The sequence below is a fragment of the Collinsella sp. AM40-7AC genome (genome assembly GCF_003468125.1).
GTDB lineage: Bacteria > Actinomycetota > Coriobacteriia > Coriobacteriales > Coriobacteriaceae > Collinsella > Collinsella aerofaciens_O.
In genome coordinates, this window is record NZ_QSGK01000010.1 from 58,832 (window position 1) to 83,097 (window position 24,266).

A 24,266-nucleotide genomic window follows, 5' to 3' on the forward strand; every position below is an offset into this window, starting at 1 on the left:
TTTAAGAACGCCCCCAATGACTAAGTTGCAGGTGGCGGCGGTTGTGTTACACTAACGCTGCGTAGTTGACGCAATCATCTCGATACAGATCAATGATGTCCGTCGTTTTGAACGGAACTAGACTGTTTAGCCGCCCTGAAGGTTTATGCAGGGAGCATGTGATCACAGGGCTTGAAAAGAAAGTTGAGCAAACACTGTGTCTGATCAACAGCAAGAAAACGAAATAACGACGACGCAAGCCGCTCCCGCTGCACCGGTTGCGTCGGACCAGGTCGCGGCGCCCGCGCAAGCCTCGGCTCCCGAGACGCCTAAGGCTGCTTCGACGCCTGCGCCTGCAACTGGTGAGGAGGCTGCTCCGGCAAAGCCCAAGCTCGCGCGCCGCACGGCCAAGCCTGCCGCTGACGGCGAGGAGGTCACCAAGCCCAAGCGCCGTACCACGCGCACGACGCGCGCCAAGCGCACCGTTGCAGCTGACTCCTCGGCGCCGATTTCCGATGAGGTCGCGCAGGCACGTGCGTTGGCGCAGATTAGCGAGGCTCAGGTGGTGCGCGCCCGCCGTCGTGCTGCCGAGCGCGAGGCCGCGGCTCTGACCGAGCTTGCAGCTCCGTCTGTGCCCGAGACGCCTGCCGCCATCGAGACCCCTGCCGCCGACCTGCCGACCGAGAAGCCGGCACCGCGCACACGCCGCCGCACGGCTGCTAAGGCCGAGCAAGTTGCGGAACAGGTAGCCCCCGAGCTCACTGAGGCTTCGGTCCGTTCCGCGGCAGGGGAGGGCACATTGCCTGTTGAGCCCGCTGCGCCTGTCGAGGCCAACGAAGTTCCCGTTGTCGATCCGGCTTTGCGCCCGCACCGTCGCGGTCGCAAGCCCAAGGCCTTTGTCGAGGCAGAGAAGGCCGCAGCAGCAGCCGCCGCCGCTCGGGATGCTGCGGCGACCGCCGAGTCTGCAACCGCTGCCGATGCACCCGTCCAGGATGCTACGACTTCCGAGGCCGCTCCCGCCGATGCCGAGCCCGCCGACGTCCGTCCCGGTCGCAGCCGTCGTACTGCTGCTAAGCGCACGTCCAAGGCCAAGGCTGCCAAGAAGGGTGCGTCCGAGGATTCTGCCGAGACGACCGCCGATGCGTCGACTGATGTCGCCAAGGCCCAGGACGTCGAACAGCCTGCGTCCGAGAAGCCCAAGCGCGGTCGTAAGAAGTCCGTTAAGGCCAAGGCGTCCGAGCAGCAGGATGTCGAAGCGCAGGTTGATTCTGGCGCCGAGGCCAATGACGCCGCCGCGGCCAATGTTGGCACCGCCGCAACCGATGGTGCCGCCCCCGCTGAGGGCGAAGACGGCACTCGTCCCAACCGTCGCCAGCACAAGCGCAACGACGAGCGCAACGAGCGTAAGGACGACCGCAACAACGACCGTCGCAACCGCCAGCGCGATCGCAAACAGCGCAACAAGGAGCGTAATGCCGCTCCCACCGAGCCCACGCTTTCGCGCGAGGAACTCGCGGCCATGAAGGTCGCTGAGCTGCGCGAGAAGGCTAAGGAGTTCGAGATCGAGACGACCGGCAAGAAGAAGGCCGAGCTCGTCGAGGAAATCTACGTCACCGCTGCGAAGGCCGAGGGCTTCCGCGACATCAAGGGCATTCTGCAGATTCGCCCGGACAGCTCCGGCATCATCCACGCCCATGGCTACATGAAGTCCAACGACGACGCCTTCGTGCCCGCCTACCTCATCCGCTCCGCGCGCCTGCGCACGGGCGACGTCATCGAGGGCTCGCTGCGTCCTTCGCGCGGCGGCGACAAGCGCGCCGGCCTCGCCAAAATCACGACCGTCAACGGTCTGGACCCCGAGCAGATTCGCAACCGTCCCAAGTTCGGCGACCTCACCCCGGTCTATCCCAACGAGCCGCTGCGCATGGAGCACGGCAAGGACTCTATTACCGGCCGCGCCATCGACATCGTGTCACCGATCGGCAAGGGCCAGCGCGGCCTGATCGTGTCCCCGCCCAAGGCCGGCAAGACCACGATCCTCAAGAAGATCTGCCAGTCTATCTCGATTAACAACCCCGAGGTGCACCTCATCTGCCTGCTCGTCGACGAGCGCCCCGAAGAGGTCACCGATATGCAGCGTTCCATCAAGGGCGAGGTTGTGGCGTCGACCTTCGATATGCCTGCCGACAACCACACCCGCGTGGCAGAGCTCGTCATCGAGCGCGCCAAGCGCATCGTAGAGCTGGGTGGCGACGTCGTGGTGGTGCTCGACTCCATCACGCGCCTCGCCCGCGCCTACAACTTGGCGGCGCCCGCCTCGGGCCGCATCCTTTCGGGCGGCGTCGATTCGGCGGCCCTATATCCGCCCAAGCGCTTCCTGGGTGCAGCCCGCAATATCGAGAACGGTGGCTCGCTTACCATCCTGGCCTCTGCCCTCATCGACACCGGTTCCAAGATGGACGAAGTCATCTTTGAGGAGTTCAAGGGCACCGGCAACATGGAGCTTAAGCTCGACCGCGACCTGGCCGACCGCCGCATCTTCCCGGCTATCGACCCCGTTGCCTCCGGTACGCGTAACGAGGACCTGTTGGTCGACGAGCAGATGCGTCCGTTTGTCTTTGGTCTGCGTCGCATTCTTGCCGGCATGAACAACACCGAGCGCGCAGCCGCATCGTTTATCAAGGGTCTTAAGGGCACCAACACCAACCAGGAGTTCCTGGTGCGTTCGGCCAAAAAACACAGCGACTACGAGCAGACGTTCTAGGTTGTCATCCACGCGCAGCGATAGTCATCAATGCGATAAAGGGTCGGGGCTTTGAGCCTCGGCCCTTTTCTATAGCGCCGCTCCGCGCTTATTTTTGACCGTAAGACCGACGAGCAGCAGGTTTCCCGTTTCAATCCGACATCGTCACTTGCAATCGACAGGACGGTTTCGCATAATAACTTTTAAGCTTCGCGACGGAAAACGCAGATGAAACGAACCATATACCGTTGCTTTGGGGCATAGCCCCGCTTCATCTTCTCTCGCGCAGCCAACTGAATGATGCGATTTGGGTGCTGGAAGATGGGGAGAGCTCATGGCTTCTTCTGATGCAACACAACGAGCAGTCCTTGCCGGACTTTCGTGCGGGATCGGCCTTGCCGCTCCCGTGGTTATGTATGCCGCGACGCTGCCGTTTTCGTCGGTGAACGAGACGGTCGTGGCGGGTGCAGCTCCCTTCGCCGTGGGCGCGGTGGCGGGCGTGGGTATCTATGCCGCCTCGCTGGGTATCTCCGAGTATCGTGCGCAGCGTGAAGAGCGTCTGTTCCAGCCCGATGCCATGGGCGGTGCCGCCAATCTCAATCAGCATCAAAGCGAGTTCAAGACCGCCTCGATTCCAGCTCAGCAGCAGGATGCGATTCCGTACGCTGCGGCTTCTGCTTCTCAGGCTCAGTCGGAGCAGTCTACCTCGGCACTCCTTTCCGGCCTGACTGGTGCGTTCCAGCGCCGTCATGTCGATGATGGTGTCCCTACCATCGCTCGAGCCGCAGATGCTATGGACGAGGCCGAGGCTTGGTCCATGATCGACAGCATGCTCGACGACGATTCGCCGGTGAGCTGCGACCCTGCACGCTCGCGCGACGTCTATCAAGTCGCCATCGACGAGCTCACCAACGGCGGGCAGACCGGCTCCTTCAATCGCGATGATATCGCCGCCGCGGCACGCGCCGTGTCGGGCTCCCAGGCCGCCCCTGCGGGCAGCACGGCGGCTTTCGTGGCACTCGTTGCCAATGCGGCGGTCAATAACGCCTACAGCGCTACCTCGGCGGACGCGAACGCTTCTGCCGATAATTCGTACGTTGATGAAGCCATGACCGCGGACGAGGAGGCTGTTGCCGCCCGCCGTGCCGCCGAAAGCTCGCTTTGGGGCGCTCCTGCCCAGCAGCAGGCGGCTGAGGCTGCGCCGTACAATGCAAACCTCGCCAGCATGCCTATCATCTCCGGTGCCGCGGGCATCGATCTCGATGACCTCGATGAGCCTGCAGCCATCACCGCATCGATTGATGCCCAAGATCGCATCGACACCGGCGACCTTCCGGACGCCTCGCTCGAGGTTGATGTCCCCATGGCCGATTACTCGGGCCACGAGGGTATGTGGGCCGCCGCCACCGCGATTCTGGATGAGATTGACGAGCCTGCTCCTGTTTCAGCCCCCGCTCCCGTCGCTGCCCCTCAGCCTGCTGCCCCCGCCTATGTCGGCCGTCACAGCGCTGTGTTCCCCGAGGATACTGCCCGTATCTCGCGTGAGAGCATCGAGCGGGCCGAGGCTATTGCCGCCGGCATTATGGAAAATCGTCGTCACGAGCGCGTCAATCAGATCCTCGAGGAAGAGATCGAGCGTCTTCAGTCCTCTACCGCCAAGCGTACGGGCCGTGCTTATCTGAGCGTTATCGAGGGCGGTACCGCCAGCTTCGCGCCGCTCCGTGCGGAGGCATAACTTCTGCATGGTTAAGATCAATCGAAAATGGGCGGTCGTAACCTGCCTGATGGCGCTCTTGATCTGGGGCAATTCGCTGGTTCCCGGCTCGGGGTCGGGCTCACTGAGCCTAACGGTCATGGAAGCTATCCGCGGTTTTCTGCACGGCGTGGGACTTCCATATGAATGGGTGACCAACTTTGTTGTTCGTAAGTGCGCGCATTTTACCGAGTATTTGGTGCTCGGCATCCTGGCAACGCACGCCTTTGATTTTGAGGGCCGATGCACCTTTGACGTGCTGCTGCCCACGGCAGTGTTCCTGCTGCTGATTCCCTCGATCGACGAGACGATTCAGCTCTTTGTGCCGGGACGCGCCGGCATGATCACTGATGTGATGATCGACTGCTGTGGAGCGGCAACGGGCGTTGTGCTCCGATATCTCTTACGGTCGCTGATGTGCGCCAAAAAGGCCGCCTAAGGACGCATTGTTTGGTCCTAGGCGGCCTTTTTTATTGGAGGGCTTATATGAGGTGTGGCGGCGTCGTTCCATAGGTCGGATTTGCCGGGTGCGCCACGCCCTGTGGGTGCGTCTGTTACTGAAGCGCCTGTGCGCCTAGGGCCAGGCAGCCCATGATGCCCTGCTTGCCCTCGAGGCTGTTGTTGACGATGTAGCTATCGATGTCGGCCATCTCGGGCGTGACGATGTAGCCGTTGAGCATCTCGGCGCACTTCTTGCGTGCGAGCGGCGCGATGGGGGTGTGGTCGGCCACGCCGCCACCGATGACGATCTTCTGCGGTGCGTAGCACAGGATGTAGGTCATGAGCGCCTGCGCAAGATAGCCGGCGAGCAGGTCCATGGCCTCCGGGTCATCGGCCATCTCTCCGGCGCTCTTGCCACCCCAGCGCTTTTTAACGCCGGGGCCGGCGATGAGGCCCTCGAGGCAGTTGTCGTGGAAGGGGCAGCCGCTGTGCTCGCCAATGGTGTCGCGCGGGTCGCGCGTGACCAGGATGTGACCGGCCTCGGGGTGCATCATGCCGTGCACGAGCTGGCCGCCCGAAAGCACGCCGGCGCCCACGCCGGTGCCGATGGTCAGATACGCCACGTCAGTGAGGCCCTGGGCGCAACCAAAGGTGACCTCGCCCAGGCAGGCGACGTTGACGTCGGTGTCGTAGCCGCAGGGAATGTCGAGCTCGTTTTGAATGGTGCCCAGCAGGTCAAAGTAGCGCCATGCCGTCTTGGGGGTCTCCAAGATCTTGCCGTACTGGGGCGAGGCGGGGTTGACTGCGGTGGGGCCAAAAGCTCCGATGCCCAGTGCGGCGATGCCCTTGTTTGCAAACCATGCGTTGACGGCCTCGACGGTCTCCTGCGGGGTCGTGGTCGCGATCTGCTCGCACTCCAGGACCATACCGTCTGCATAGCCCGTGGCGCAGACCATCTTGGTGCCGCCGGCCTCGAGCGCTCCGATAAGCTGCTGCTCTGCCATAGTGTTCCTCTCTCTATGACGAGTTGCTCTGTCACTAAAGTATAGCGCCCTAAACAATGTAAGAAAGCGCTATAAAAAGAATCCTCGCAACGCGGTGGACGGTGCGAGGCTTCTTTGGTTCCTATAGTTGTCGGGCTGTCCTTACCAGTGCGGCTTGATTTTATCTCGCAGAGACTCGAGGTTCTCCAGCGCCGCGTTGAGCGTCTCGTCTCGCTTGGCAAAGTGGAAGCGGATGAGGTGGTTGACGGGCTCGCGGAAGAAGCTGGAGCCCGGAACGGCGCCCACGCCCACCTTGGAGGCCAGATCCTCGCAGAAGTTGAGGTCGCTGTCATAGCCAAACTCAGAGATGTCCATCATCACGTAGTAGGCGCCCTGCGGCACGTTGTGCGTGAGGCCGATGCTGTCGAGTCCCTGACAGAATAGGTCGCGCTTGGCGGTGTAGAGGTCGAGGACCTCCTGGTAATAGCTGTCGTCGAAGTTGAGGGCGGTGACGACGGCCTCTTGCAGGGGAGCGGCGGCGCCTACGGTGAGGAAGTCGTGGACCTTCTTGATGCGCTCGGTGATTTCGGCAGGGGCGATAGTGTAGCCCAGACGCCAGCCGGTGATGGAGTAGGTCTTGGACAGCGAGCTGCAGCTGATGGTTCGCTCGAACATGCCGGGCAGCGTGGCCATATAGACGTGCTCGTGGGGCGCGTAGACGATGTGCTCGTATACCTCGTCGGTGATGCAGTAGGCGTCGTACTTTTTGCACAGGTCTGCGATAAAGGTGAGCTCCTCGCGGGTAAAGACCTTGCCACAGGGGTTGGACGGGTTGCATAGGACGATTACCTTGGGATCGTTGTCTCGGAAGGCTGCCTCGAGGACCTCACGGTCGAAGTCAAAGGTGGGCGGGTTGAGCGGCACATAGATGGGCTCAGCGCCCGAGAGGATCGTGTCGGCGCCGTAGTTCTCGTAGAACGGCGAGAAAATGACGACCTTGTCGCCGGGGTTTGTGACCGTCATCATGGCGGCCATCATGGCCTCGGTGGAGCCGCAGGTGACCACGATGTTCTCGTTGGGGTTGATCGGCATGCCCATAAAGTGCTCCTGCTTGGTGGCAAGCGCCTCGCGCATGGCCTGGGAGCCCCAGGTGATGGAGTACTGGTGGTAAAGCGGCTTGGGGTCGGTGGCAATGGTGCTGAGGCTATCGAGCAGCTGCGCCGGGGGATCGAAATCGGGGAAGCCCTGCGACAGGTTGACGGCACCATACTTGTTGGAGATGCGCGTCATGCGGCGGATGACCGAATCGGTAAACGCCGCCGTGCGGTTGGAGAGTTCTTTCATGCCTATCCTTTCGAGCATTGGGTGGAGCAAGTTTACTCCTATGGAACCGATGGGATTTGCTCGAAACGGGCTCAAAAAACTCTTTTCAAAATTCTTGAAAATTGGGGCTTGCATCGCGTGGCGTTCCTTGCAATAATAGTCGAGCGCGAAGCGCACAGGACACGGTGGGTGTAGCTCAGTTGGCTAGAGCGACGGGTTGTGGTCCCGTAGGTCGAGGGTTCGAGTCCCTTTACCCACCCCAGTTCTTGCTTCGTGTTGATATCGGGTCGTTAGCTCAGTTGGTAGAGCAGGGGACTCTTAATCCCAAGGTCCAGGGTTCGACCCCCTGACGGCCCACCACACGATATCTCCTCTAAAGTCCGCCACCACGGACTTTAGCTTTGGGTCGTTAGCTCAGTTGGTAGAGCAGGGGACTCTTAATCCCAAGGTCCAGGGTTCGACCCCCTGACGGCCCACCCAAAGTATGTTAAAGCGACTGGCTTAGGCTGGTCGCTTTTTTGTTGACCTCGCATGGGGTCGAACCCGAAAGGGCACAGCCACTTTCACAGATCGAGTCTACCCTGGGGATCAGTAAAACCGGCGCGTCTGCACGGCGAAGTACGCCTGTGCGAGCGCGATTTCTTGCTTGTTTGAATCTCCGTTCTGGGCGATTAAATAGCATGCATAGCGCGTAAGTTTGTAGTCTTTAACTGCGCGAGCGTCGACACCGGCAGTTACCATTTTCGTGGTGTCACGAAAATGGGAATCAACTGGAGTTTTGTTTGTTTCGCACGAGACTTTTGCCCTCTTAACAACTTCGGCAAAGTTCTCTCATCGAGTGTACCCCATGGGTTCCATTAAATCGCGTGCGAGCCAATACTCAACGCCTTCTTCCACATTGGCGTAGCTATCAAGTTCGACACGCCACTTCTCGATATCTCTACTGTCCATATCTCCTCCTCGCTGGCCTATTGTCTATGCAGGCTTTGCCCGCTCTGTATTCAGAATTAGGATACGCTGCCGTGCGGACACGAATGGGCCCCGTGCCACTTCGAGTTCACGGGGCCCATAGATATCGATTAGTTGTGTTTTGCTTTAGATAGGTGTCCAGTTTAATTCGCTCGATAGTGCGATCCGAGACTTTCGGTTCGCTTGCGCATGGCTTTGACCATTTCCTGTGCTAGTTGAATCTGCGATTGCAGGCGGGCGAGGGCTGCGATTTCGCTGTCATTGGCGTGTGGCTTGCTCAGCGCCGTTGCCTCGTCTTGCAGGCTTTCAAGCTGTTGCAGAGCCTTGGATAGACCTGCTTCGGTTCTGTTGATCATGCAATAGGTACTCATCGTGTGCTTAAGGCTGCGTGTCAGGCGTTCGGCATCTGTTGTGGCAATGCCGTACTGGGGGAGGGCGATATCCGCCTTCGGGGCCACCTCAGGTGCATTCTGTGCTGCCTGGGCTGCCGATGCGCCCGCGATGCGTCCGAACACGATGCCGTTGGCGCTTGACAAGCCACCAATGCGGTCGGCGCCGTGCATGCCGCCTGTCGCCTCACCGCAAGCGTAGAGGCCCTCAACGCCCGTGTGCGCGGTCTTATCGATCTTGATGCCGCCATTAGCGGCGTGGGCATACATCGCAACGCGCATCTCGTCAGTCGGGGCGATGCCGTGCTCGTCTTGCAGCCAGGTGGCAAAGGTCTGCACAAACTCTGGGACATCCTCGCGGGGGAAGTCGTAGTGGAGTGCCAGGCCTTCGACACCTGCCTGATCGATGACGAGATCGATAGCGCGGGAGGCCAAGCGTGACGTGAAGGGACCATATCCAGAGCGCTGCTCGAGCAGGTCGTCCAGCTTGTTGTCGGCAATATCTACCGGCTGGTCAAAATGTACGTAGCGCCAGGTTTTCTCGTTGAAGACCAAGTTGCGCTTGGGCTCGATGAAGCCGGGCATCATCTGCATGAACTCTATATTAGTAAGTGTTGCGCCGTGCGCCAGCGCGATGGCCTGCGAAGAGCTGAGCACATCGGCGGAAGTGAGGCTGCGCTCGAACAGGCCACCCGTGCCGCCCGCAGCGATGATCGTGGCCTTGGCAGCAAAGGGCACGATTCGATTTTCGGTGAGGTCGTAGAGCACGGTTCCGGTTATTCTGCCGTTCATGTCCTCAACAAGGTCGATAAGCTCATGGCGGGGGAGCAGGCGAATGCCGAGCGACTCGATCCGGGTCGTCAGAGCGTCCTCAAGGGGCTTGCGGGTGAGGCCGCGCCACATGCGCGTCTTGTGGTCAAAGCAGGGGATAAACTGCTTTTGCTGAGCGCTTTCGACGCTTTGCGGACGCTGAAGCTCAACGCCCAAGTCTTGCTCGAGCCATTCAATTGCCTGGGGAATGCCGTGGACGAACGTCTGGACGAGTTCAGGGTCGGCAACGCCGCCACCAACGGTCTGGATGGTATCGATGAGGTCTTGTTCGTCGTCTTCGTTAACGGGTCCGATAAGCCCCAGGCCCCAGGTTCCGGGGAAGAAGCTCGATCCACTCATAGTCTTGCCGGCGCTTGCCACAGCGACGGTTGCGCCCGTGCGTGCCGCTTCGATGGCGGCGCAAAGGCCCGCAATGCCAGATCCAATTACCAGTACATCAGTCGATTCCATCGGATTCCTTTCTCGTCCGGCGCATTGTCGCATGGGTGATCGGCAATGGAGCCGCAAAGACTCGGCAAATCGGTAAAGGGCAAATATGGCAGGTGGGCGTCATGGACGTTCTGACGCTCCGTCTCATCACATCTCGTATTTCGCCCCAACTGATATATCGGCATTAGCTGCCCTGCGACAGCGTAAACAAAAAGAGCCGCCACCTTAAAAGGTAGCGGCTCCAAAGCTCAACTATGTGAGCATCGCGCGGGCGCGACTAGGCCTTGAGGGCCTCCTCGACGGCGACAGCGCAGGCGACGGTGGCACCGACCATGGGGTTATTGCCCATGCCGATGAGACCCATCATCTCGACGTGCGCAGGCACGGAGGAAGAACCGGCGAACTGGGCGTCGGAGTGCATGCGGCCCATGGTGTCGGTCATGCCGTAAGAGGCAGGGCCGGCGCCCATGTTGTCCGGGTGCAGGGTACGGCCAGTGCCGCCACCAGAAGCGACGGAGAAGTACTTCTTGCCAGCCTCGAGGCGCTCCTTCTTGTAGGTGCCAGCGACGGGGTGCTGGAAGCGCGTGGGGTTGGTGGAGTTACCGGTGATCGAGATGTCAACGTTCTCGTGCCACATGATGGCAACGCCCTCGCGGACGTCGTCGGAACCGTAGCAGTTAACGGCAGCGCGGGGACCATCGGAGTAGGGGATGGTCTCGACGACCTTGAGCTCGCCCGTGTAGTAGTCGAACTGGGTCTTCACGTAGGTGAAGCCGTTGATGCGGGCGATGATCTGAGCGGCGTCCTTGCCCAGACCGTTGAGGATAACGCGCAGCGGCTTCTTGCGAGCCTTGTTGGCGTTCAGAGCCAGGCCGATAGCGCCCTCAGCGGCAGCGAAGGACTCGTGGCCAGCCAGGAAGGCGAAGCACTCGGTGTCGTCGGAGAGCAGCATAGCGCCCAGGTTGCCGTGGCCCAGACCGACCTTGCGGTCCTCGGCGACGGAGCCGGGAACGGTGAAGGCCTGGATGCCCTCGCCGATGATGGCGGCAGCCTCAGAAGCGGTCTTGGCGCCACGCTTGACAGCGAGAGCGCAACCGAGGGTGTAGGCCCACTCGGCGTTCTGGAAGGCGATGGACTGGGTGTTGTTGACGATCTCACGCGGGTTGAAGCCCTTGTCGGTGCAGATCTGCAGAGCTTCCTCGAGGGAGGCGATGCCGTTGTCGGCGAGGCACTTGTTGATCTTGTCAGCGCGGCGCTCGTAACCTTCGAACGTAACAGTCATAGTTATTTCCCTCCCTTTCTACTCGTGAACCGGGAACACGCTGGCGACGGAGTGAGTCTCCTCGTCGGTGCGCGGGTCGATGTACTTGGCAGCGTTCTCCCACTGACCATAGTGGCCCATAGCGCCAGCGATGGCCTCCTCGGGGGTCTTGCCGGCCTTGACGGCGTCGGTGAACTTGCCGAGGTTCAGGAACTCGAATGCGATGATCTCGTTCTTGTCGTTGAGAGCCATGCGGGTGACGTAGCCCTGAGCGAGCTCGAGGTAACGAGCGCCCTTGGCCTTGGTGCCGAACATGGTGCCGACCTGAGAGCGAAGGCCCTTGCCGAGGTCGTCGAGGGAGGCGCCCACGGGCAGGCCGCCCTCGGAGAACGCGGTCTGGCTGCGGCCGTAAACGATCTGCAGGAAGATCTCGCGCATAGCAACGTTGATGGCGTCGCAGACGAGGTCGGTGTTGAGGGCCTCGAGGATGGTCTTACCGGGAAGGATCTCGGAAGCCATGGCAGCAGAGTGGGTCATGCCCGAGCAGCCGATGGTCTCAACGAGGGCCTCCTCGATGATGCCGTCCTTGACGTTCAGCGTGAGCTTGCAGGCGCCCTGCTGAGGTGCGCACCAACCCACACCGTGCGTAAGACCGGAGATGTCGGAAATCTCCTTAGCCTGGACCCACTTGCCCTCCTCGGGGATGGGTGCGGGGCCGTGGTATGCACCCTTGGCAACGGGGCACATGTTCTCCACTTCCTGTGAGTACTGCATGCCTCTCCTCTCTATCGTGTTGGCGTCCCGTCTGGGGGTCGTGGCTGGCGATTGCCGGGCGACCCTTCGAAAGGGACATGACATGCAGCCCCTATAATACCGCGAAATGCACGGAATATTCGGCGAACGGCTCAGTTTTCGTAGCGAGAAGTCCGGAAGTTTTAATTGAAACGGTTTAACTATATGTTCTGTGGTCGCGAACTTCCGTAGAGGGGGTTCGTCTTGGGCAAGCTTTTGGTCAGCTCTTGTATGCGTTGCGGGGTCTGACCTGTTGCAACGGTGCCGTTCGCCGCCCGTTTACTGCCTTTGGCCGCGCGAGTGTATTGTTTTGCGTGAATGTTTTGATGGCACGCTTCAATCGTGCTGTATTGGATGGCAATCAGATCCCGGCGAAGGGAGCGCCATGCAGCGCGTTTGGAGAACGGTTACCGGCTTTTACCATGTTTGTGCCCGCGGTACGGGCAAGCAGCTCATCTTTGAGGGCGATGAAGACCGGTGGGAGTTTTTGGAGCTGATGCGCGAGTGCTGCCGCGAGGCGGGCGTGACGGTTATCGCCTGGTGCCTTATGGGCAATCACGTGGATCTGGTACTCTCGGATTATGAGGACACGATGAGCGCGGCGATGCAACGACTGCTTTTGACGTACGCTCGTCGGTTCAATAAACGCACGGGGCGCACGGGCCATCTGTTCCAGAACCGTTTTGACCGGCGCTCGCTCGATACCGACTGGCAGGTGATGGAGGCTATTCGCTCCGTACACGCCGATCCACAGGAGGCGGGCGTTGGCCTAATCGAGCGTTATCCCTGGAGCAGCTTTGCGGAGCATCTGCGCGCTTACGACAGTGATGCGGCAGATGCCACGAGGGGATTTTCCGATCCTTCTTGCATGCTTGAGCTTTTTGGTTCTGCCGAGGCCTTTGCTGCCTATTCGCTTTCGACGCCCGAGGGCGGCGAGCCAACGCTGGGCGATATGAAAGAGACGGAGTGGGAACGCCACGCCTTTGCCGACAAGTTGGCGAAGAGCCTCGGGGTTCCGCTCCGCGGGGTTAAAGCCGCACCGCCGGCGCGGCGCGATACCGTTATTGTTGGATTACACGATGCCGGTTTCACGGTGCGCCAGATTGAGCGCTATACCGGGATTGGCAAAAGTACCGTCTCTCGTATTGTGCGTGCCCGCGCGCGGACGGCGATGCGGACTGGCGGAAACGTGATGTAGGGTCGCCTGTGCACCGCAGATGGGGTCGTCCATACGCCGCAACAAGCGTTCAAAAGCTTGGTGCGGTAACTGCACTTCTTAATATGCATAGAACAATCGCCATCTTGCATAAAATAAGGGCTCAGTCCGGGTTTGCCCGTGCCTACCCCCATCTGCGCCGTGCAAAAAACGGAGTTTTCAGCATCGCGGTACTGCCACTACCGTCGCAATTTTGCAACATACGGGCCCCCGAAACTATTTATGTCTGCCGATGCACTCCCGAAGCTCATGTTTGCGCCCCTGAGACCACGATGCTTGTTCTAAAACGCACTATATATGCGCCTGGAGACGTTGATTAACGCTTTCGATGCGTATACACACAGCTTGGCGTGCTGAATACTCGCAAAAATGCACGCCGCTCCCTATGGGACCCGTCTGCAGCAGGCGCGAAGCGAATCGGAGCCCAGCTGGATGGGGCATGGGACGATGCTAGGCGTGCTCGTGGCCCTGCCGCAGGCCTTTGGTGCTGTGGAAAACGCCCGTGTTCGCGTCTGGCTGTGTGGTAAATGACAGACGGGGTGCCGGACGCGCGGACTTTGTGCGTTCGCGCTCATTAGAAAAAACAGAGCCGCCCGTATCGGGCGGCTCGGCAATCAAAAACCTTGGATTCGGGGCATACGCTACTGGTTTGCTTGCCCCTCGAGCATGCCGTCGAGGGTGCGCCAGGCGAGCTCGGCGCATTTGACGCGGGCGGGCATGTGCGAGATGTCCTGAAGCTGGGCGGCTTCGTCCAGGTCTTCCAAGTCCTCCTCGGAGAGCTTCTCGCCGCGGATCATGGCGAGGAAGAGTCCCGCCAAGCGACGTGCCTCCTCGACGGTCTCGCCGGTGATGAGGTCGGCCATGATGTCGGCACTGGCCTGGCTGATGGCGCAGCCGTGGCCGGTAAAGGAGGCCTCCTCGATCACGCCGTTCTCGACGCGCAACTGCAAGGTGAGCTCGTCTCCGCAGCTGGGGTTGATGCCGTCGTGCTCGTGCGTGGGAGCATCCATCTCGTACTTATAGTCGGGGTGCGAGTTGTGCTCCATAAATGTGGTGGAGGTGTAAAGGTTACCCATTGAACGTGCTCCAAACGTGATGCAGACCGGCGATGAACTTGTCGATGTCGGCCTTGTCGTTGTAGAAGGCCACGCTGGCGCGGCAGCAGGCAAGGTTCTCGACGCCCAGCCAGGTGAGCAGTGGCTGCGCGCAGTGGTGGCCGGCGCGGATGCAGACGCCGTCCATGTCCATGATGCTCGCGACGTCGTGCGGGTGGATGCCCTTGACGTTAAAGCTCACAACGCCGTGGTGGTTGTCCCAATAGATGGAGCCGATGATCTGGACAAAGTCGAGCTGCATGAGTTCGCCCATCAGATAGTGGACGAGTGCCTGCTCGCGGGTCTGGATGTTCTCGTAACCCACCGTGTTGACCAGGTAGTCGAGTGCCGCACCCGTGGCGAAGATGCCGGCGGCGTCCTGCGTACCCGCCTCGAACTTCTCGGGGACAGGAGCCCAGACGGCGTCCTGCTCGGTGACCGAATCGATCATCTCGCCGCCGGTGAGCATGGGCGGCATGGCGTTGAGCAGGTCCATCTTGCCCCACAGCACGCCGATGCCCATGGGGCCCATGGCCTTGTGCGCGCTAAAGGCAAAGAAGTCGGCGCCCAGGTCGGCCACATCGACCGGCATGTGCGGCAGCGACTGCGCACCGTCGACGACCAGGTAGCCGCCGTACTTGTGCACGAGCTTGCCGAGGTTCTTGACCGGGTTCTCGACGCCCAGCACGTTGGAGACCTGTCCCACGGCCAGGATTTTGGTCTTGGGACCCACCTTTGCAAGAACCTCCTCGGTGGTGAGCTGGCCGGTCTTGGTGGGGTAGAGGTAGACGAGCTTGGCGCCGGTCTCGCGGCAGACCTGCTGCCACGGAATCAGGTTCGAGTGGTGCTCCATGATGGTGATGACGACCTCGTCGCCCGGTTCGAGCACTGTGGGCGCAAAGCTCTTGGCGACCAGGTTGAGCGACTCGCTCGTGTTGCGGGTGAAGACGACCTCGTTGGCCTGTGGGGCGCCGATGAGGTCGGCGATCTGCTGGCGGACCTTCGCGATGGCGTCGGTGGCCTCGACGGACAGCGAGTACAGTCCGCGCAGGGGGTTGGCGTTCATGCGCTGGTAGAAGTCGCGCTCGGCGTCGAGCACACAGGCAGGGCGCTGCGCGGTGGCGGCGCTATCGAGGAAGGCGATCTCGGGGTGCTGCTGGAACAGCGGGAACTGGCCCTTGTAGGGGTTGGTCTCGATGTCCACGGTGGGCCAGCCGCGCGAAGCCTCGTCGCTGGCGTCGAGCTCCATGGGCTCGGGGGCAGTGCAGGTGTCGCATTTAACGTGCTCGGTGTCGATCATGCGAGCTCCTCTTCAAAGTTGTCGATCAGGTTGTTTCCCAGGCGGACGACGGCGGCGCGGGTGCGCTCGTCGGTGGCGGAAAGCGCGGCGTCCTCCAGCTTGGCGCGGATGAACAGGTCCTCGGCGGCGTTTTGGTCAAGGCCGCGGCAGGCGAGATAGAACAGCTGCTCGTCGCGGACGTGACCGATGGTGGCGCCGTGGTTGCCGGCGACGTCGTCCTCATCGCATAGGATGACGGGAACGGTCTTGTTGTCGACGCCCTTGTTGGCCAAGAGCACCGTCTCGCGCTCGGTACCGGTTGCACCCTTGCAGCCGTGCACGAGGTCGATGGTGCCGCGGTAGACCTTCTTGGACGTGCCGGTCAGCACGCCGTTGGCGTCGATCTCGCACTCGGTCTTGCGACCGCGGTGGCGCAGCTCATAGTTAAAGTCGCGCACCTGCTCGCGGGCGCCCAGGTAATCGGTATCGATGGTGATCTTGGCGGTATCGCCCAGCAGGTCGCCGGCAAGGCCGGTGGCGCTGGCGCCGGCACCCAGGACGGTGTGTTGCACGTTGACGCGCGCGCCCTCGTCCAGGAACAGGCCGGTGTCGTCGAGCGCGATCCAGCTATCGTCGAGCGTCTGCGTGCAGGTCACGTTGACGGTGGCGTACTCGTGGGCGCACACGCGTAGCACGGAGCCCACGACACCCTCGCCGGTAACAGGAGAGTCTAGGGCAATATGCAGGTCGAGCGTTGCGTGCGGGCGAGCGACGATGTCGATGGCGGCGATGGCCGCGGCGGCATCGACACCGCTCACACGCACGGTAACCGTGGCGTGCTGGTATGCGGGCGCATCGATGACGATGCGCTTGGTAGCGTGCTCGGCCAAGTAGGCGTAGGCAGCCTCGCCCATGCCGGTTTCGAAGGCTTCAGCAGGGGAGAGCTCCTCCTCGAGCTTGATGGCGCCAGCCTGATAGACGGATGTGGCGGGCACGTCGAGCTCGGTCTCGGGCGTGATGCGGGCGCGGTCGGCGGCATCACCGGGGGCGGAGGCGCGGCGCTCGGGGAAGCGCTCGGCCATGGCGTTCATGGCGGTGCCAAACGCGTCGGCAGCGCCGGAAAACTGCTCGCCCAAGCCTTCGACCTCAACGGCCTCCGCGGGAGCGGCGGCAAGCTCGTCAGAGAGCTCGAGCTTGGTCTGATTCATTTTCAACCAGCCCCAGGTTGCTGCGGGCATCGCGTTGACCTGCTCGAGCGTGGTAGCAGCGGCGTTGGTTTCCTGTTTCATTATCCGATCGCTCCTTCCATCTCGAGCTTGATCAGGTTGTTCATCTCGACGGCGTACTCCAGCGGCAGCTCCTTGGAGACCGGGTTAGCAAAGCCGTTGACGATCATGGTGCGGGCCTCTTCCTCCGAGATGCCGCGGCTCATCAGGTAGAACACCTTGTCGTCGCCGATGCGGCCGATGGTGGCCTCGTGGCCGATGTCGACGTTCTTGGCGCGGATGTCCATAGCGGGGATGGTGTCGGAGCGGCTCTGGTCATCGAGCATGAGCGACTGACAGCTCACGGTTGCCTTGGAGCCCTCGGCCTTGGGTGTCGCCACGATGGAGCTGCGGAAGGTCTGGATGCCGCCGCTCTTGGAGATGCCCTTGGTCTCGACGGTCGCCGAGGTCTCGGGCGCGTTGAGCACGACCTTGCAGCCGGTGTCGAGGTTCTGCCCGGCGCCGGCGAAGGTGATGCCGGTAAAGCTCGAGCGGGCGCGGCGGCCGTTGAGCACGCTCATGGGATAGAGGTAACCTACGTGGCTGCCGAAGGAGCCGCTGATCCATTCGATGTCGCCGTCCTCGTCCACGCGCGCACGCTTGGTGTTGAGGTTGTACATATTCTTGGACCAGTTCTCGATGGTCGAGTAGCGCAGGTGCGCACGCTTGCCCACAAAGAGCTCCACGGCGCCAGCGTGGAGGTTGGCCACGTTGTACTTGGGAGCGGAGCAACCCTCAATGAAGTGCAGGTCGGCATCGTCCTCGACGATGATGAGCGTGTGCTCAAACTGGCCGGCACCCTTGGCGTTGAGGCGGAAGTAGCTCTGCAGCGGGAAGTCGAGCTTGGTGCCCTTGGGCACGTAGACAAACGAGCCGCCCGACCATACGGCGCCGTGCAGGGCCGCAAACTTGTGGTCGGTGGGCGGGATGAGCGTCATGAACTTCTCGTGGACGAGCGGCTCCCACTGCGGATCGTGCAGGGCCTCCTCGATGCCGGAGTAGACGATACCCATCTTGGACGCCGTGTCCTGCATGTTGTGGTAGACCAGCTCGGAGTCGTACTGTGCGCCGACGCCCGCCAGATAGCTGCGCTCGGCCTCGGGGATGCCCAAGCGCTCAAAGGTGTTCTTGATGTCGTCGGGCACCGACTCCCAGTCGTGCTTTTGGTCGGTGTTGGGCTTGACGTAGGTGACGATGTTGTCCATGTCCAGGCCCTCGATGGAGGGGCCCCACGTCGGGTCGGGAAAACGGTTGAAGATCTCGAGGGACTTTAAGCGCAGGTCGAGCATCCACTGCGGCTCGTCCTTCTTGGCGCTGATCTCGCGCACGATGTCGGGCGTGATGCCGGCGTCGAGGCGCTCGAATCCCTCCTCGCCATAGGTGAAGTCGTAGAGGCTGCGGTCGATGTCCGCGACCTCGGTGCGGTTCTTGGTCATTACGTCGCCCCTTTACGCCTGCTGCTCGGCAGCGGCGGCCTCGGCCTGGGCGCGCTGCTCGGCGGCCTCGCGCTCGAAGGTCTCAAAGCCGTTCTTGTCGATCCAGGGGATGAGCGAGGCGTCGTCCTCGCGCACGATGTGGCCCTTGACCATAACGTGGACGCGGTCGACATCCAGGTGCTCCAAGATGCGCGTGTTGTGCGTGATGATGAGCATGGAGCCGTCGCAGCTCTTGCGGTAGGCGTCCATGCCGTGGCTGACGGTGGACAGAGCGTCGACGTCCAGGCCGGAGTCGGTTTCGTCCAGGATGGCGAGCTTGGGCTGCAGCAGCAGAAGCTGGAGCATCTCGACCTTCTTCTTCTCGCCGCCCGAGAAGCCTACGCCCAGCTCGCGGTTGAGGTAGGCGGTATCCATGTTGAGCTCGGCCGCGAGCTCCTTGACGCGACGGCGGAACTCCTTGCCTTTCATCTCCAGGCCGGGGCGGCCGGCAATGCTGGCGCGCAGGAAGCTCGACAGCGGCACGCCGGGGATTTCGACCGGAGCCTGGAAGCTCAAGAACAGGCCTGCGCGGGAGCGCTTGTCGGTGGTGAGCTCGGTGATGTCCTGGCCGTCAAAGACGATGCGGCCGTCATTGACGGTATAGACGGGGTCGCCCATGACCAGGTGGCCGAGGGTGGACTTGCCGGCGCCGTTGGGCCCCATCAGCACGTGGGTCTCGCCGGCGGCGACGTTAAGGTTGACGTTGTGGAGGATGGTCTTCTCGTCCACGGAGGCGGTCAGGCCTTCGATGGAAAGCAGCGGATTTGCGCTCATGCTGTCCCTCTCTGTATATGGTGTACTCATAGGTGTACTAAACCCTAGGAATCTTCTCGGAATAAAGTTACTATGGGTTCTGCGTTAGTCAAGGGAAAACCCGACTAATCCACTCGACTTTTTAGATGTGGGACATAATAATCAGGTTTGTTTGCCCCGCGTGCATGGGATTTGGGACAAACAAGCCTGATTTTGTCCCAGGATCAACGGGAGGGTAGGTATGCTCATTTCTTCTAAGGGCCGCTATGCCCTCCGGTTAATGATCTATATCGCGGCGCTGGGTGACGCCGAGGGCAAGATTGCTTTGCGCGAGGTTGCCGACCGTGAACATATCTCGCAAAAGTATTTGGAGCAGCTGGTTCGTCCGCTTATGAAGGCGGGCCTGCTTAAGAGCGTGCGCGGCAAAGGCGGTGGCTACATGATGGCCAAGGACCCCGCCGAGGTGCGTGCTGGCGACATCCTGCGCGCTGTCGAGGGCAGCACGGCGCCCGTGGCGTGCGACGGCATCGACAACAGCTGCACCCGCAGCGATTTGTGCTCGACCGTCAAGTTCTGGCGCGGCCTGGACGACGTGATCGAAAAGTACGTCGACGGCGTGACGTTGGCCGACCTGGCCGCCGTCCCCGAAATCAACTTTGACATTAAGCTGTAGGGGTGCAAATGGCATCTCTCGACAAGGTGTACAAGCAAATCGAAGTTTTTGCTCGGGAATGTGACGCCGAGAAGGTCGTATTGTTTGGTTCTCGTGCTCGAGGCGACAACTTGCCCAAGAGCGATATTGACATCGCCGTAGCAGGTTGCCGGGATTTCGGCCGTTTCTCATATTTGATCGAGGAACATCTTGATACTCTTTTAGATGTAGATGTCGTCAATCTCGACGAGTCCCTATCGCAGCAATTGCTCGATGAGATTGCCAGGGATGGTGTGATTCTGTATGAAAAAATATGAGAACTTTGTTAGCGCCTTGGCGAATCTTGAGGATGCGCCCAATCAGGATCTCAACAATGATTTTGTTCAGAGTGGATTAATTAATAAGTTCAATCTTCAATTTGAACTGAGCTGGAAGCTCCTTAAGCGTCTGCTCGAGTATGAGGGCGCCACGCTTGCCGCGTCGGGGTCTCCTCGTGCCATCTTGAAGGAGTCGTACCGATTCTACGACTTTATTGATGAGGCAGCCTGGCTAGACATGCTCAGAGACCGCAATACGAACGTCCATATCTATGACAACAAGCTCGCTCAAGATTTGATTCAGCGTATCCTGAACGTCTATATCCCCGCTTTCTGTCAGTTGAGAGACGGGCTGATGGGACGCTACGGCGATCTTCTTCTGGTGCCCGACGACCAGTTTGTTTAATTCCTTTAGATTTCGCGGATTTCGCGGAGGGTTGTTGCCGTTTACCGAGGGGTTGTTGTGCAACAACGGGCGAGCTGCAATACTTACTCTTATCTTTGCAAACTGCACTTTAACTACACCAATGCAGGGAGGATCTTATGCAGCCCAAGCATTCTGCTATTGTCGCGGGCCTGACGCTGGCGCTTTCGTTTGGCGCCGTTTCCGCGCCGGCACCCGCCGCTGCCGAGGAGCCCACGCCGGGCGTTGCCTCGAATGCGACCGATATCGATAAGGGTCTCTATACCCAGCAGTCCTTCTCGGGCGTGCTGAGGTCGGTCCAGGGCGTTTCGTTTGTTAACGTGACCACCGAGATGAAGTACTTTACCAAGTACGAGAGCCATGGCAACTATAACCAGGGCTTTTCGTATGGCGACGGCTATAACGCGCTGGGCTATTACCAGTTCGACCGTCGATGGTCGCTCATTCCGTTTATGAAGCAGGCCTACAACTACAACCCCGAAAAATACAGCATGCTCAAGGATGCGATTGATCGCGGCAGCGAGATCTCCAACGCGAGCAATGCCATGTACGAGAACGGCCAGCTCACCGAGCTGGGCCATATCGCGCAAGATGCCTTCCAAGGTGCGTACAACACCGATCCTGTTGAGTTCTCAGCACTTCAAGATGCCTATGCCTACAACTCGTACTATGCGGTGACCGAGGCGTGGCTCAAGAGTGGCTTGGGCATTGATGTTTCGGGCCGCGCCGATTGCGTTAAGGGCATGGTGTGGAGTATCACCAACATGTGCGGCACCGGTGGTTGCAGGGACTTCTTCCGCTGGGCAAACCTTTCTAACAGTATGACCGACCGCGAGTTTGTGACGGCGCTCTCCAACAGCGTGGTCAATAACGTGGCGACCAAGTATTCGAGCCAGCCCCAGTATCATGAGGGCTGGAAGAATCGTTATAAGAATGAGCTGAAGGACTGCTTGGTTTATATCGCTGAGGACGAGGCTGCCGCCGCGACGCCCGTGCAGCCCGAGCCCTCGCCGGCGCCCTCGCCGACGCCTGATTCGAATGACGACTCGAGTGACGATGCCAATGATGACAGGATGGATGCGCCCTCGACCGATGCTGACGGTAATGGCTCTGCTGGTGGCACTACCAACGACGGCTCTACCTCGAACGGCTCCGATTCGAACGGCTCTGCTGCGGGCGATTCGTCTTCAAGCTCTGCCGGCAATACGGACAGCGCCGCTTCTGGTTCGACCGACGCTGACACCTCTAACTCATCCACCGGCTCGAGCGATTCGTCCGCTGACACCGGCTCTAACAAAGGCTCTGGCTCTGCCGCAACCCCTGATTCCGATGTTTCCAAGGACAACTCGAATAAGGCACCGGACGCTCCCGTTGCTTCGCCGGACAAGAAGCCTTCTTTCTCCGTGCAGCTTGGTTCTACGCTGGGCTCTTCGCTGATGGCTGGTGTCAATAACGGCTCGACCCAGAACAAGGACAACTCTGATCAGGTTTCCACGGAAAAGACCGAGTCCGATAAGGGTTCTAGCTCTGATGAGAAGGGCGACAAGTCCGCTCAGGAGAAGGACGATGGCAAGAAGTCTGAATCTGAGGCGAAGGACGAGAACAAGGACAAGACCGAGGACGGAAAGCAGCAGGGCGAGGACAGCGGTAAGGGCAGCACCGACAACCAGGTCCAGGAGCAAAATGACTCCAAAACGGTGACCACCACGACCACGACGACTACAACGACCAAGTCCTCGGGCGGCAACATGCCCAAGACGGGCGATCTGATTGTGATGGCGAGCCTTGCCAGTGCAAGCTTGGCCACGCTGGGTGCCACGTCTATCGTAAGTGGTAAGCATAAGCTCGATCAGCAGAAGAAAACTTCTGGGGAGGACGGTTCGGAGGAGTAATCTTCCAGATCGTTTTCTATAAGAGTTTGGGACGGGGTCCGGTGCGGCGGCATCGGACCCCGTTTTTGTTGTGCAACGATTTGTTATGCCCCCTCGGGGGCATGTTGCTACCGTTGCCCGAAACGTTTACATGTCGATATTGTTGCGCTCTACCCGCTCGTTACAATGGGCATCGTGCTGCGTTAGAGGGAGAACTTACGGTGTCTGAACAGGCGAATTATGGTGTTGCTCATGCGTTTGGTGCACGGTTGCTCAATCATGCGGGTAACGCAGCTCTGCCGGTTGATGTACACGACTTTTCTGATGCAATCAATTGGTGTTTACTCGTCGATAAGACTATGTTTATTGCCGATATATTGGACAGCGAAGCACCTGTTGCGCTTTGTTGTCGGCCCAAGGGTTTTGGCAAGAGCATGAATCTATCGATGCTCAAATGCTATTTGGAACGATCTGATCACCGACGGCCGGATCGAAGCCCGTTCGTCGGCACCCAGATTTGGCAGGCGGGCGGTGGTCGCTTTCGTGATGAGTACGCGTGCTATCCCGTCATCTTGCTCGATTTTTCTGCTGCCGCTGCGAGGCGCGACGCCGATGCTGCGGCGGCTATTCGCAGCGCTGTCGCGAACGAGTGCGCCCGATTGCTGCCGCTGCTTGCCGCGCCTGATCTGTCAAGACGTGAGGTTCGTCTTATCGAGAGGGCGGCGCGTGGGGTGGCCAGCGATAGGGAGATCGATGCGGCGCTTGGCGTGCTTATTAAGCTGCTCCAGACAGCTTTCGATGAGCAGGTTGTTCTTCTGATAGACGACTACGACGTGGTGTGTCCAAATGGTTTGGACGCTAAGGACGACGGTGGCGTGGATTTCCTAGAGTCGCTCAGCCGGATGTTGTTTGACACCATTGCCGATGCCGGCGACTCGTTGCGATTGACGTGTCTGATGGGCGAGCGCCCCGGTCATGCCGAGTTTGCGTTGTCCCAACGTGGGGTTTCCTATCGGTCGGCGACAGCGTTGTCGAGTTGGTGTGATCGATGGTTCGGTTTTTCGGACGACGAAGTCCAAGTGCTGTTGGATTGCATCGGTCGCAACGGCTGTCTGGATGACGCGCGTGAGTGGCTCGAGGGCTATCTGTTTGGTGGTTTTTATTGCTCGAGCCCGGAGCGCGTGGTGGACTACGCACAGCGCGATTGCGTCGCGCCCGTTCGGGCGGATCTGTATGGTTACGCCGACCGTCTGAGCGCATGCGTCGGTGACTGGAATCTCATGCGCCTGTCCGCATTGTTCGATTTGGTTGAGCCGCATGGGTTTATTGAGGCGCCAGTGCATGTGCATGCCGAGGAGGTCGATGCCGCCAAGCCCGAAGATATCTGGACTGCGCTGTATCTGTCTGGATTTCTTACGACGGACATGACAGGGCATTCGGAGGACGGCGCGTGCCTTCGTTCCCTGCGCCTGCCTAACAACGAAGTGCGTCAGGCGCTCCGTCTTGTAATTCTGGAATGGTTTGAGTGCGCCGTTGAGGACGTTGGAGTTATCGACTCGTTCCATGACGGGTTGTGTCGAGGAGACGAGGACGCTGTAAAGCAAGCTTTGAGCTGTGCTATCGGCGATCTGGGCATCGATGTGGACAAATCAGATATGCCGACAGCCTATCATCTGGCGCTGCAGGGGCTTTGCTTTGGACTGTCCGGCTATTGCAATCCCAGCTCCAAGCGAAGTGGCGTCTCGGATCGCTGGGATATCCAGGTGATTCCCACCGGTCGGGTGTTTGACGTGGCCGACACGCTCGGCATGCTCGATGAGCGACCGCTCATTACGATCAACATGTTGTATGACCCTGGCGTCGATGCCCTGGGCCTGGAACTGTTAGCGGTTCAGGCGCTGCTCGACATAGAGCGCGACGGCATCGATGATATCCGCGTGCCGCGCCCCGCCGTCGGGCGCATGCGTTGGGGCTTTGGTTTTGACGGTCAGCGTGTGTCCGTGGTGTGTCAACGACTGTAGCGGCGG

The 24,266-nt window shown here is 60.3% G+C and carries 19 protein-coding genes and 3 tRNA genes; 12 read left to right on the top strand and 10 right to left on the bottom strand.

Going from position 1 to position 24,266, the window contains the following annotated elements; all coding sequences use genetic code 11:
* Positions 1 to 196: 196 nt before the first annotated feature.
* The 3 genes from rho to DW892_RS08620 all read left to right on the top strand — a co-directional run bounded on the left by rho (position 197) and on the right by DW892_RS08620 (position 4,914).
* Positions 197 to 2,743, top strand: coding sequence for a transcription termination factor Rho (gene rho, locus DW892_RS08610; RefSeq protein ID WP_233514432.1), 2,547 nt, complete (start codon positions 197 to 199; stop codon positions 2,741 to 2,743).
* A 313-nt stretch (positions 2,744 to 3,056) separates the two neighbouring features.
* Positions 3,057 to 4,457, top strand: a complete 1,401-nt coding sequence (locus DW892_RS08615) for a hypothetical protein (RefSeq protein ID WP_117766931.1) — start codon at positions 3,057 to 3,059, stop codon at positions 4,455 to 4,457.
* A gap of 7 nt (positions 4,458 to 4,464) precedes the next feature.
* The gene (locus tag DW892_RS08620) at positions 4,465 to 4,914 is read left to right on the top strand and encodes a VanZ family protein (RefSeq protein ID WP_117766933.1); all 450 of its coding nucleotides are present in this window, start codon (positions 4,465 to 4,467) and stop codon (positions 4,912 to 4,914) included.
* Between the two features lie 115 nt (positions 4,915 to 5,029).
* On the opposite strand, the gene DW892_RS08625 is transcribed toward DW892_RS08620, so the two are convergent.
* A complete protein-coding gene (locus tag DW892_RS08625; protein ID WP_117638219.1) occupies positions 5,030 to 5,920 on the bottom strand; it encodes an ROK family protein in 891 nt (296 codons plus the stop codon).
* 141 nt (positions 5,921 to 6,061) lie between these two features.
* Positions 6,062 to 7,243 (bottom strand): pyridoxal phosphate-dependent aminotransferase, encoded by a 1,182-nt coding sequence (locus DW892_RS08630; protein WP_117766935.1) that lies wholly within the window; start codon positions 7,241 to 7,243, stop codon positions 6,062 to 6,064.
* A gap of 164 nt (positions 7,244 to 7,407) precedes the next feature.
* Here DW892_RS08630 and DW892_RS08635 point away from each other — a divergent pair.
* From DW892_RS08635 to DW892_RS08645, 3 genes are all read left to right on the top strand, one after another.
* Positions 7,408 to 7,484 (top strand) — tRNA-His (locus DW892_RS08635).
* Between the two features lie 22 nt (positions 7,485 to 7,506).
* Positions 7,507 to 7,582, top strand: a tRNA-Lys gene (locus DW892_RS08640).
* Positions 7,583 to 7,625: 43 nt separating this feature from the next.
* Positions 7,626 to 7,698, top strand: a tRNA-Lys gene (locus DW892_RS08645).
* A 636-nt stretch (positions 7,699 to 8,334) separates the two neighbouring features.
* On the opposite strand, the gene DW892_RS08655 is transcribed toward DW892_RS08645, so the two are convergent.
* From DW892_RS08655 to DW892_RS08665, 3 genes are all read right to left on the bottom strand, one after another.
* Positions 8,335 to 9,861, bottom strand: coding sequence for an FAD-dependent oxidoreductase (locus tag DW892_RS08655; protein ID WP_117766937.1), 1,527 nt, complete (start codon positions 9,859 to 9,861; stop codon positions 8,335 to 8,337).
* A 256-nt stretch (positions 9,862 to 10,117) separates the two neighbouring features.
* The gene (locus DW892_RS08660; protein WP_117766939.1) at positions 10,118 to 11,122 is read right to left on the bottom strand and encodes a GGGtGRT protein; all 1,005 of its coding nucleotides are present in this window, start codon (positions 11,120 to 11,122) and stop codon (positions 10,118 to 10,120) included.
* Positions 11,123 to 11,140: 18 nt separating this feature from the next.
* Positions 11,141 to 11,875: an iron-sulfur cluster assembly scaffold protein gene (locus tag DW892_RS08665; protein ID WP_006235554.1), complete on the bottom strand. Its 735-nt coding sequence runs from the start codon at positions 11,873 to 11,875 to the stop codon at positions 11,141 to 11,143.
* A gap of 403 nt (positions 11,876 to 12,278) precedes the next feature.
* Between DW892_RS08665 and DW892_RS08670 the strand changes: the two genes are divergently transcribed.
* Entirely contained in the window at positions 12,279 to 13,091 is an 813-nt protein-coding gene (locus DW892_RS08670; RefSeq protein ID WP_117766941.1) for a transposase, read from the top strand.
* Positions 13,092 to 13,750: 659 nt separating this feature from the next.
* Here the strand turns inward: DW892_RS08670 and sufU are convergent.
* The 5 genes from sufU to sufC are packed head-to-tail and all read right to left on the bottom strand — an operon-like array spanning position 13,751 to position 18,996.
* Positions 13,751 to 14,185: a Fe-S cluster assembly sulfur transfer protein SufU gene (gene sufU / locus DW892_RS08675; protein WP_117766943.1), complete on the bottom strand. Its 435-nt coding sequence runs from the start codon at positions 14,183 to 14,185 to the stop codon at positions 13,751 to 13,753.
* The gene (locus DW892_RS08680; RefSeq protein WP_199412243.1) at positions 14,178 to 15,503 is read right to left on the bottom strand and encodes an aminotransferase class V-fold PLP-dependent enzyme; all 1,326 of its coding nucleotides are present in this window, start codon (positions 15,501 to 15,503) and stop codon (positions 14,178 to 14,180) included. Before DW892_RS08680 ends, sufU begins: the two co-directional genes overlap by 8 nt.
* Entirely contained in the window at positions 15,500 to 16,771 is a 1,272-nt protein-coding gene (locus DW892_RS08685) for a SufD family Fe-S cluster assembly protein (RefSeq protein ID WP_117766945.1), read from the bottom strand. Before DW892_RS08685 ends, DW892_RS08680 begins: the two co-directional genes overlap by 4 nt.
* Entirely contained in the window at positions 16,771 to 18,183 is a 1,413-nt protein-coding gene (sufB, locus tag DW892_RS08690; RefSeq protein WP_117766947.1) for a Fe-S cluster assembly protein SufB, read from the bottom strand. Before sufB ends, DW892_RS08685 begins: the two co-directional genes overlap by 1 nt.
* A 12-nt stretch (positions 18,184 to 18,195) precedes the next feature.
* On the bottom strand, positions 18,196 to 18,996 hold the full coding sequence (gene sufC, locus DW892_RS08695) for a Fe-S cluster assembly ATPase SufC (RefSeq protein ID WP_006235561.1): 801 nt from the start codon (positions 18,994 to 18,996) through the stop codon (positions 18,196 to 18,198).
* 220 nt (positions 18,997 to 19,216) lie between these two features.
* Between sufC and DW892_RS08700 the strand changes: the two genes are divergently transcribed.
* The 5 genes from DW892_RS08700 (at position 19,217) to DW892_RS08720 (ending at position 24,260) form a co-directional block, all read left to right on the top strand.
* On the top strand, positions 19,217 to 19,648 hold the full coding sequence (locus DW892_RS08700) for an Rrf2 family transcriptional regulator (RefSeq protein WP_055310594.1): 432 nt from the start codon (positions 19,217 to 19,219) through the stop codon (positions 19,646 to 19,648).
* Between the two features lie 8 nt (positions 19,649 to 19,656).
* On the top strand, positions 19,657 to 19,944 hold the full coding sequence (locus DW892_RS08705) for a nucleotidyltransferase family protein (RefSeq protein WP_006235563.1): 288 nt from the start codon (positions 19,657 to 19,659) through the stop codon (positions 19,942 to 19,944).
* Positions 19,931 to 20,350: an HI0074 family nucleotidyltransferase substrate-binding subunit gene (locus DW892_RS08710; RefSeq protein WP_117638111.1), complete on the top strand. Its 420-nt coding sequence runs from the start codon at positions 19,931 to 19,933 to the stop codon at positions 20,348 to 20,350. The genes DW892_RS08705 and DW892_RS08710 overlap by 14 nt, the downstream gene beginning before the upstream one ends.
* Before the next feature lie 137 nt (positions 20,351 to 20,487).
* Positions 20,488 to 22,260 (top strand): hypothetical protein, encoded by a 1,773-nt coding sequence (locus tag DW892_RS08715; RefSeq protein ID WP_117766950.1) that lies wholly within the window; start codon positions 20,488 to 20,490, stop codon positions 22,258 to 22,260.
* A 200-nt stretch (positions 22,261 to 22,460) separates the two neighbouring features.
* Positions 22,461 to 24,260: an AAA family ATPase gene (locus DW892_RS08720; RefSeq protein ID WP_158567049.1), complete on the top strand. Its 1,800-nt coding sequence runs from the start codon at positions 22,461 to 22,463 to the stop codon at positions 24,258 to 24,260.
* Positions 24,261 to 24,266 lie beyond the last annotated feature (6 nt).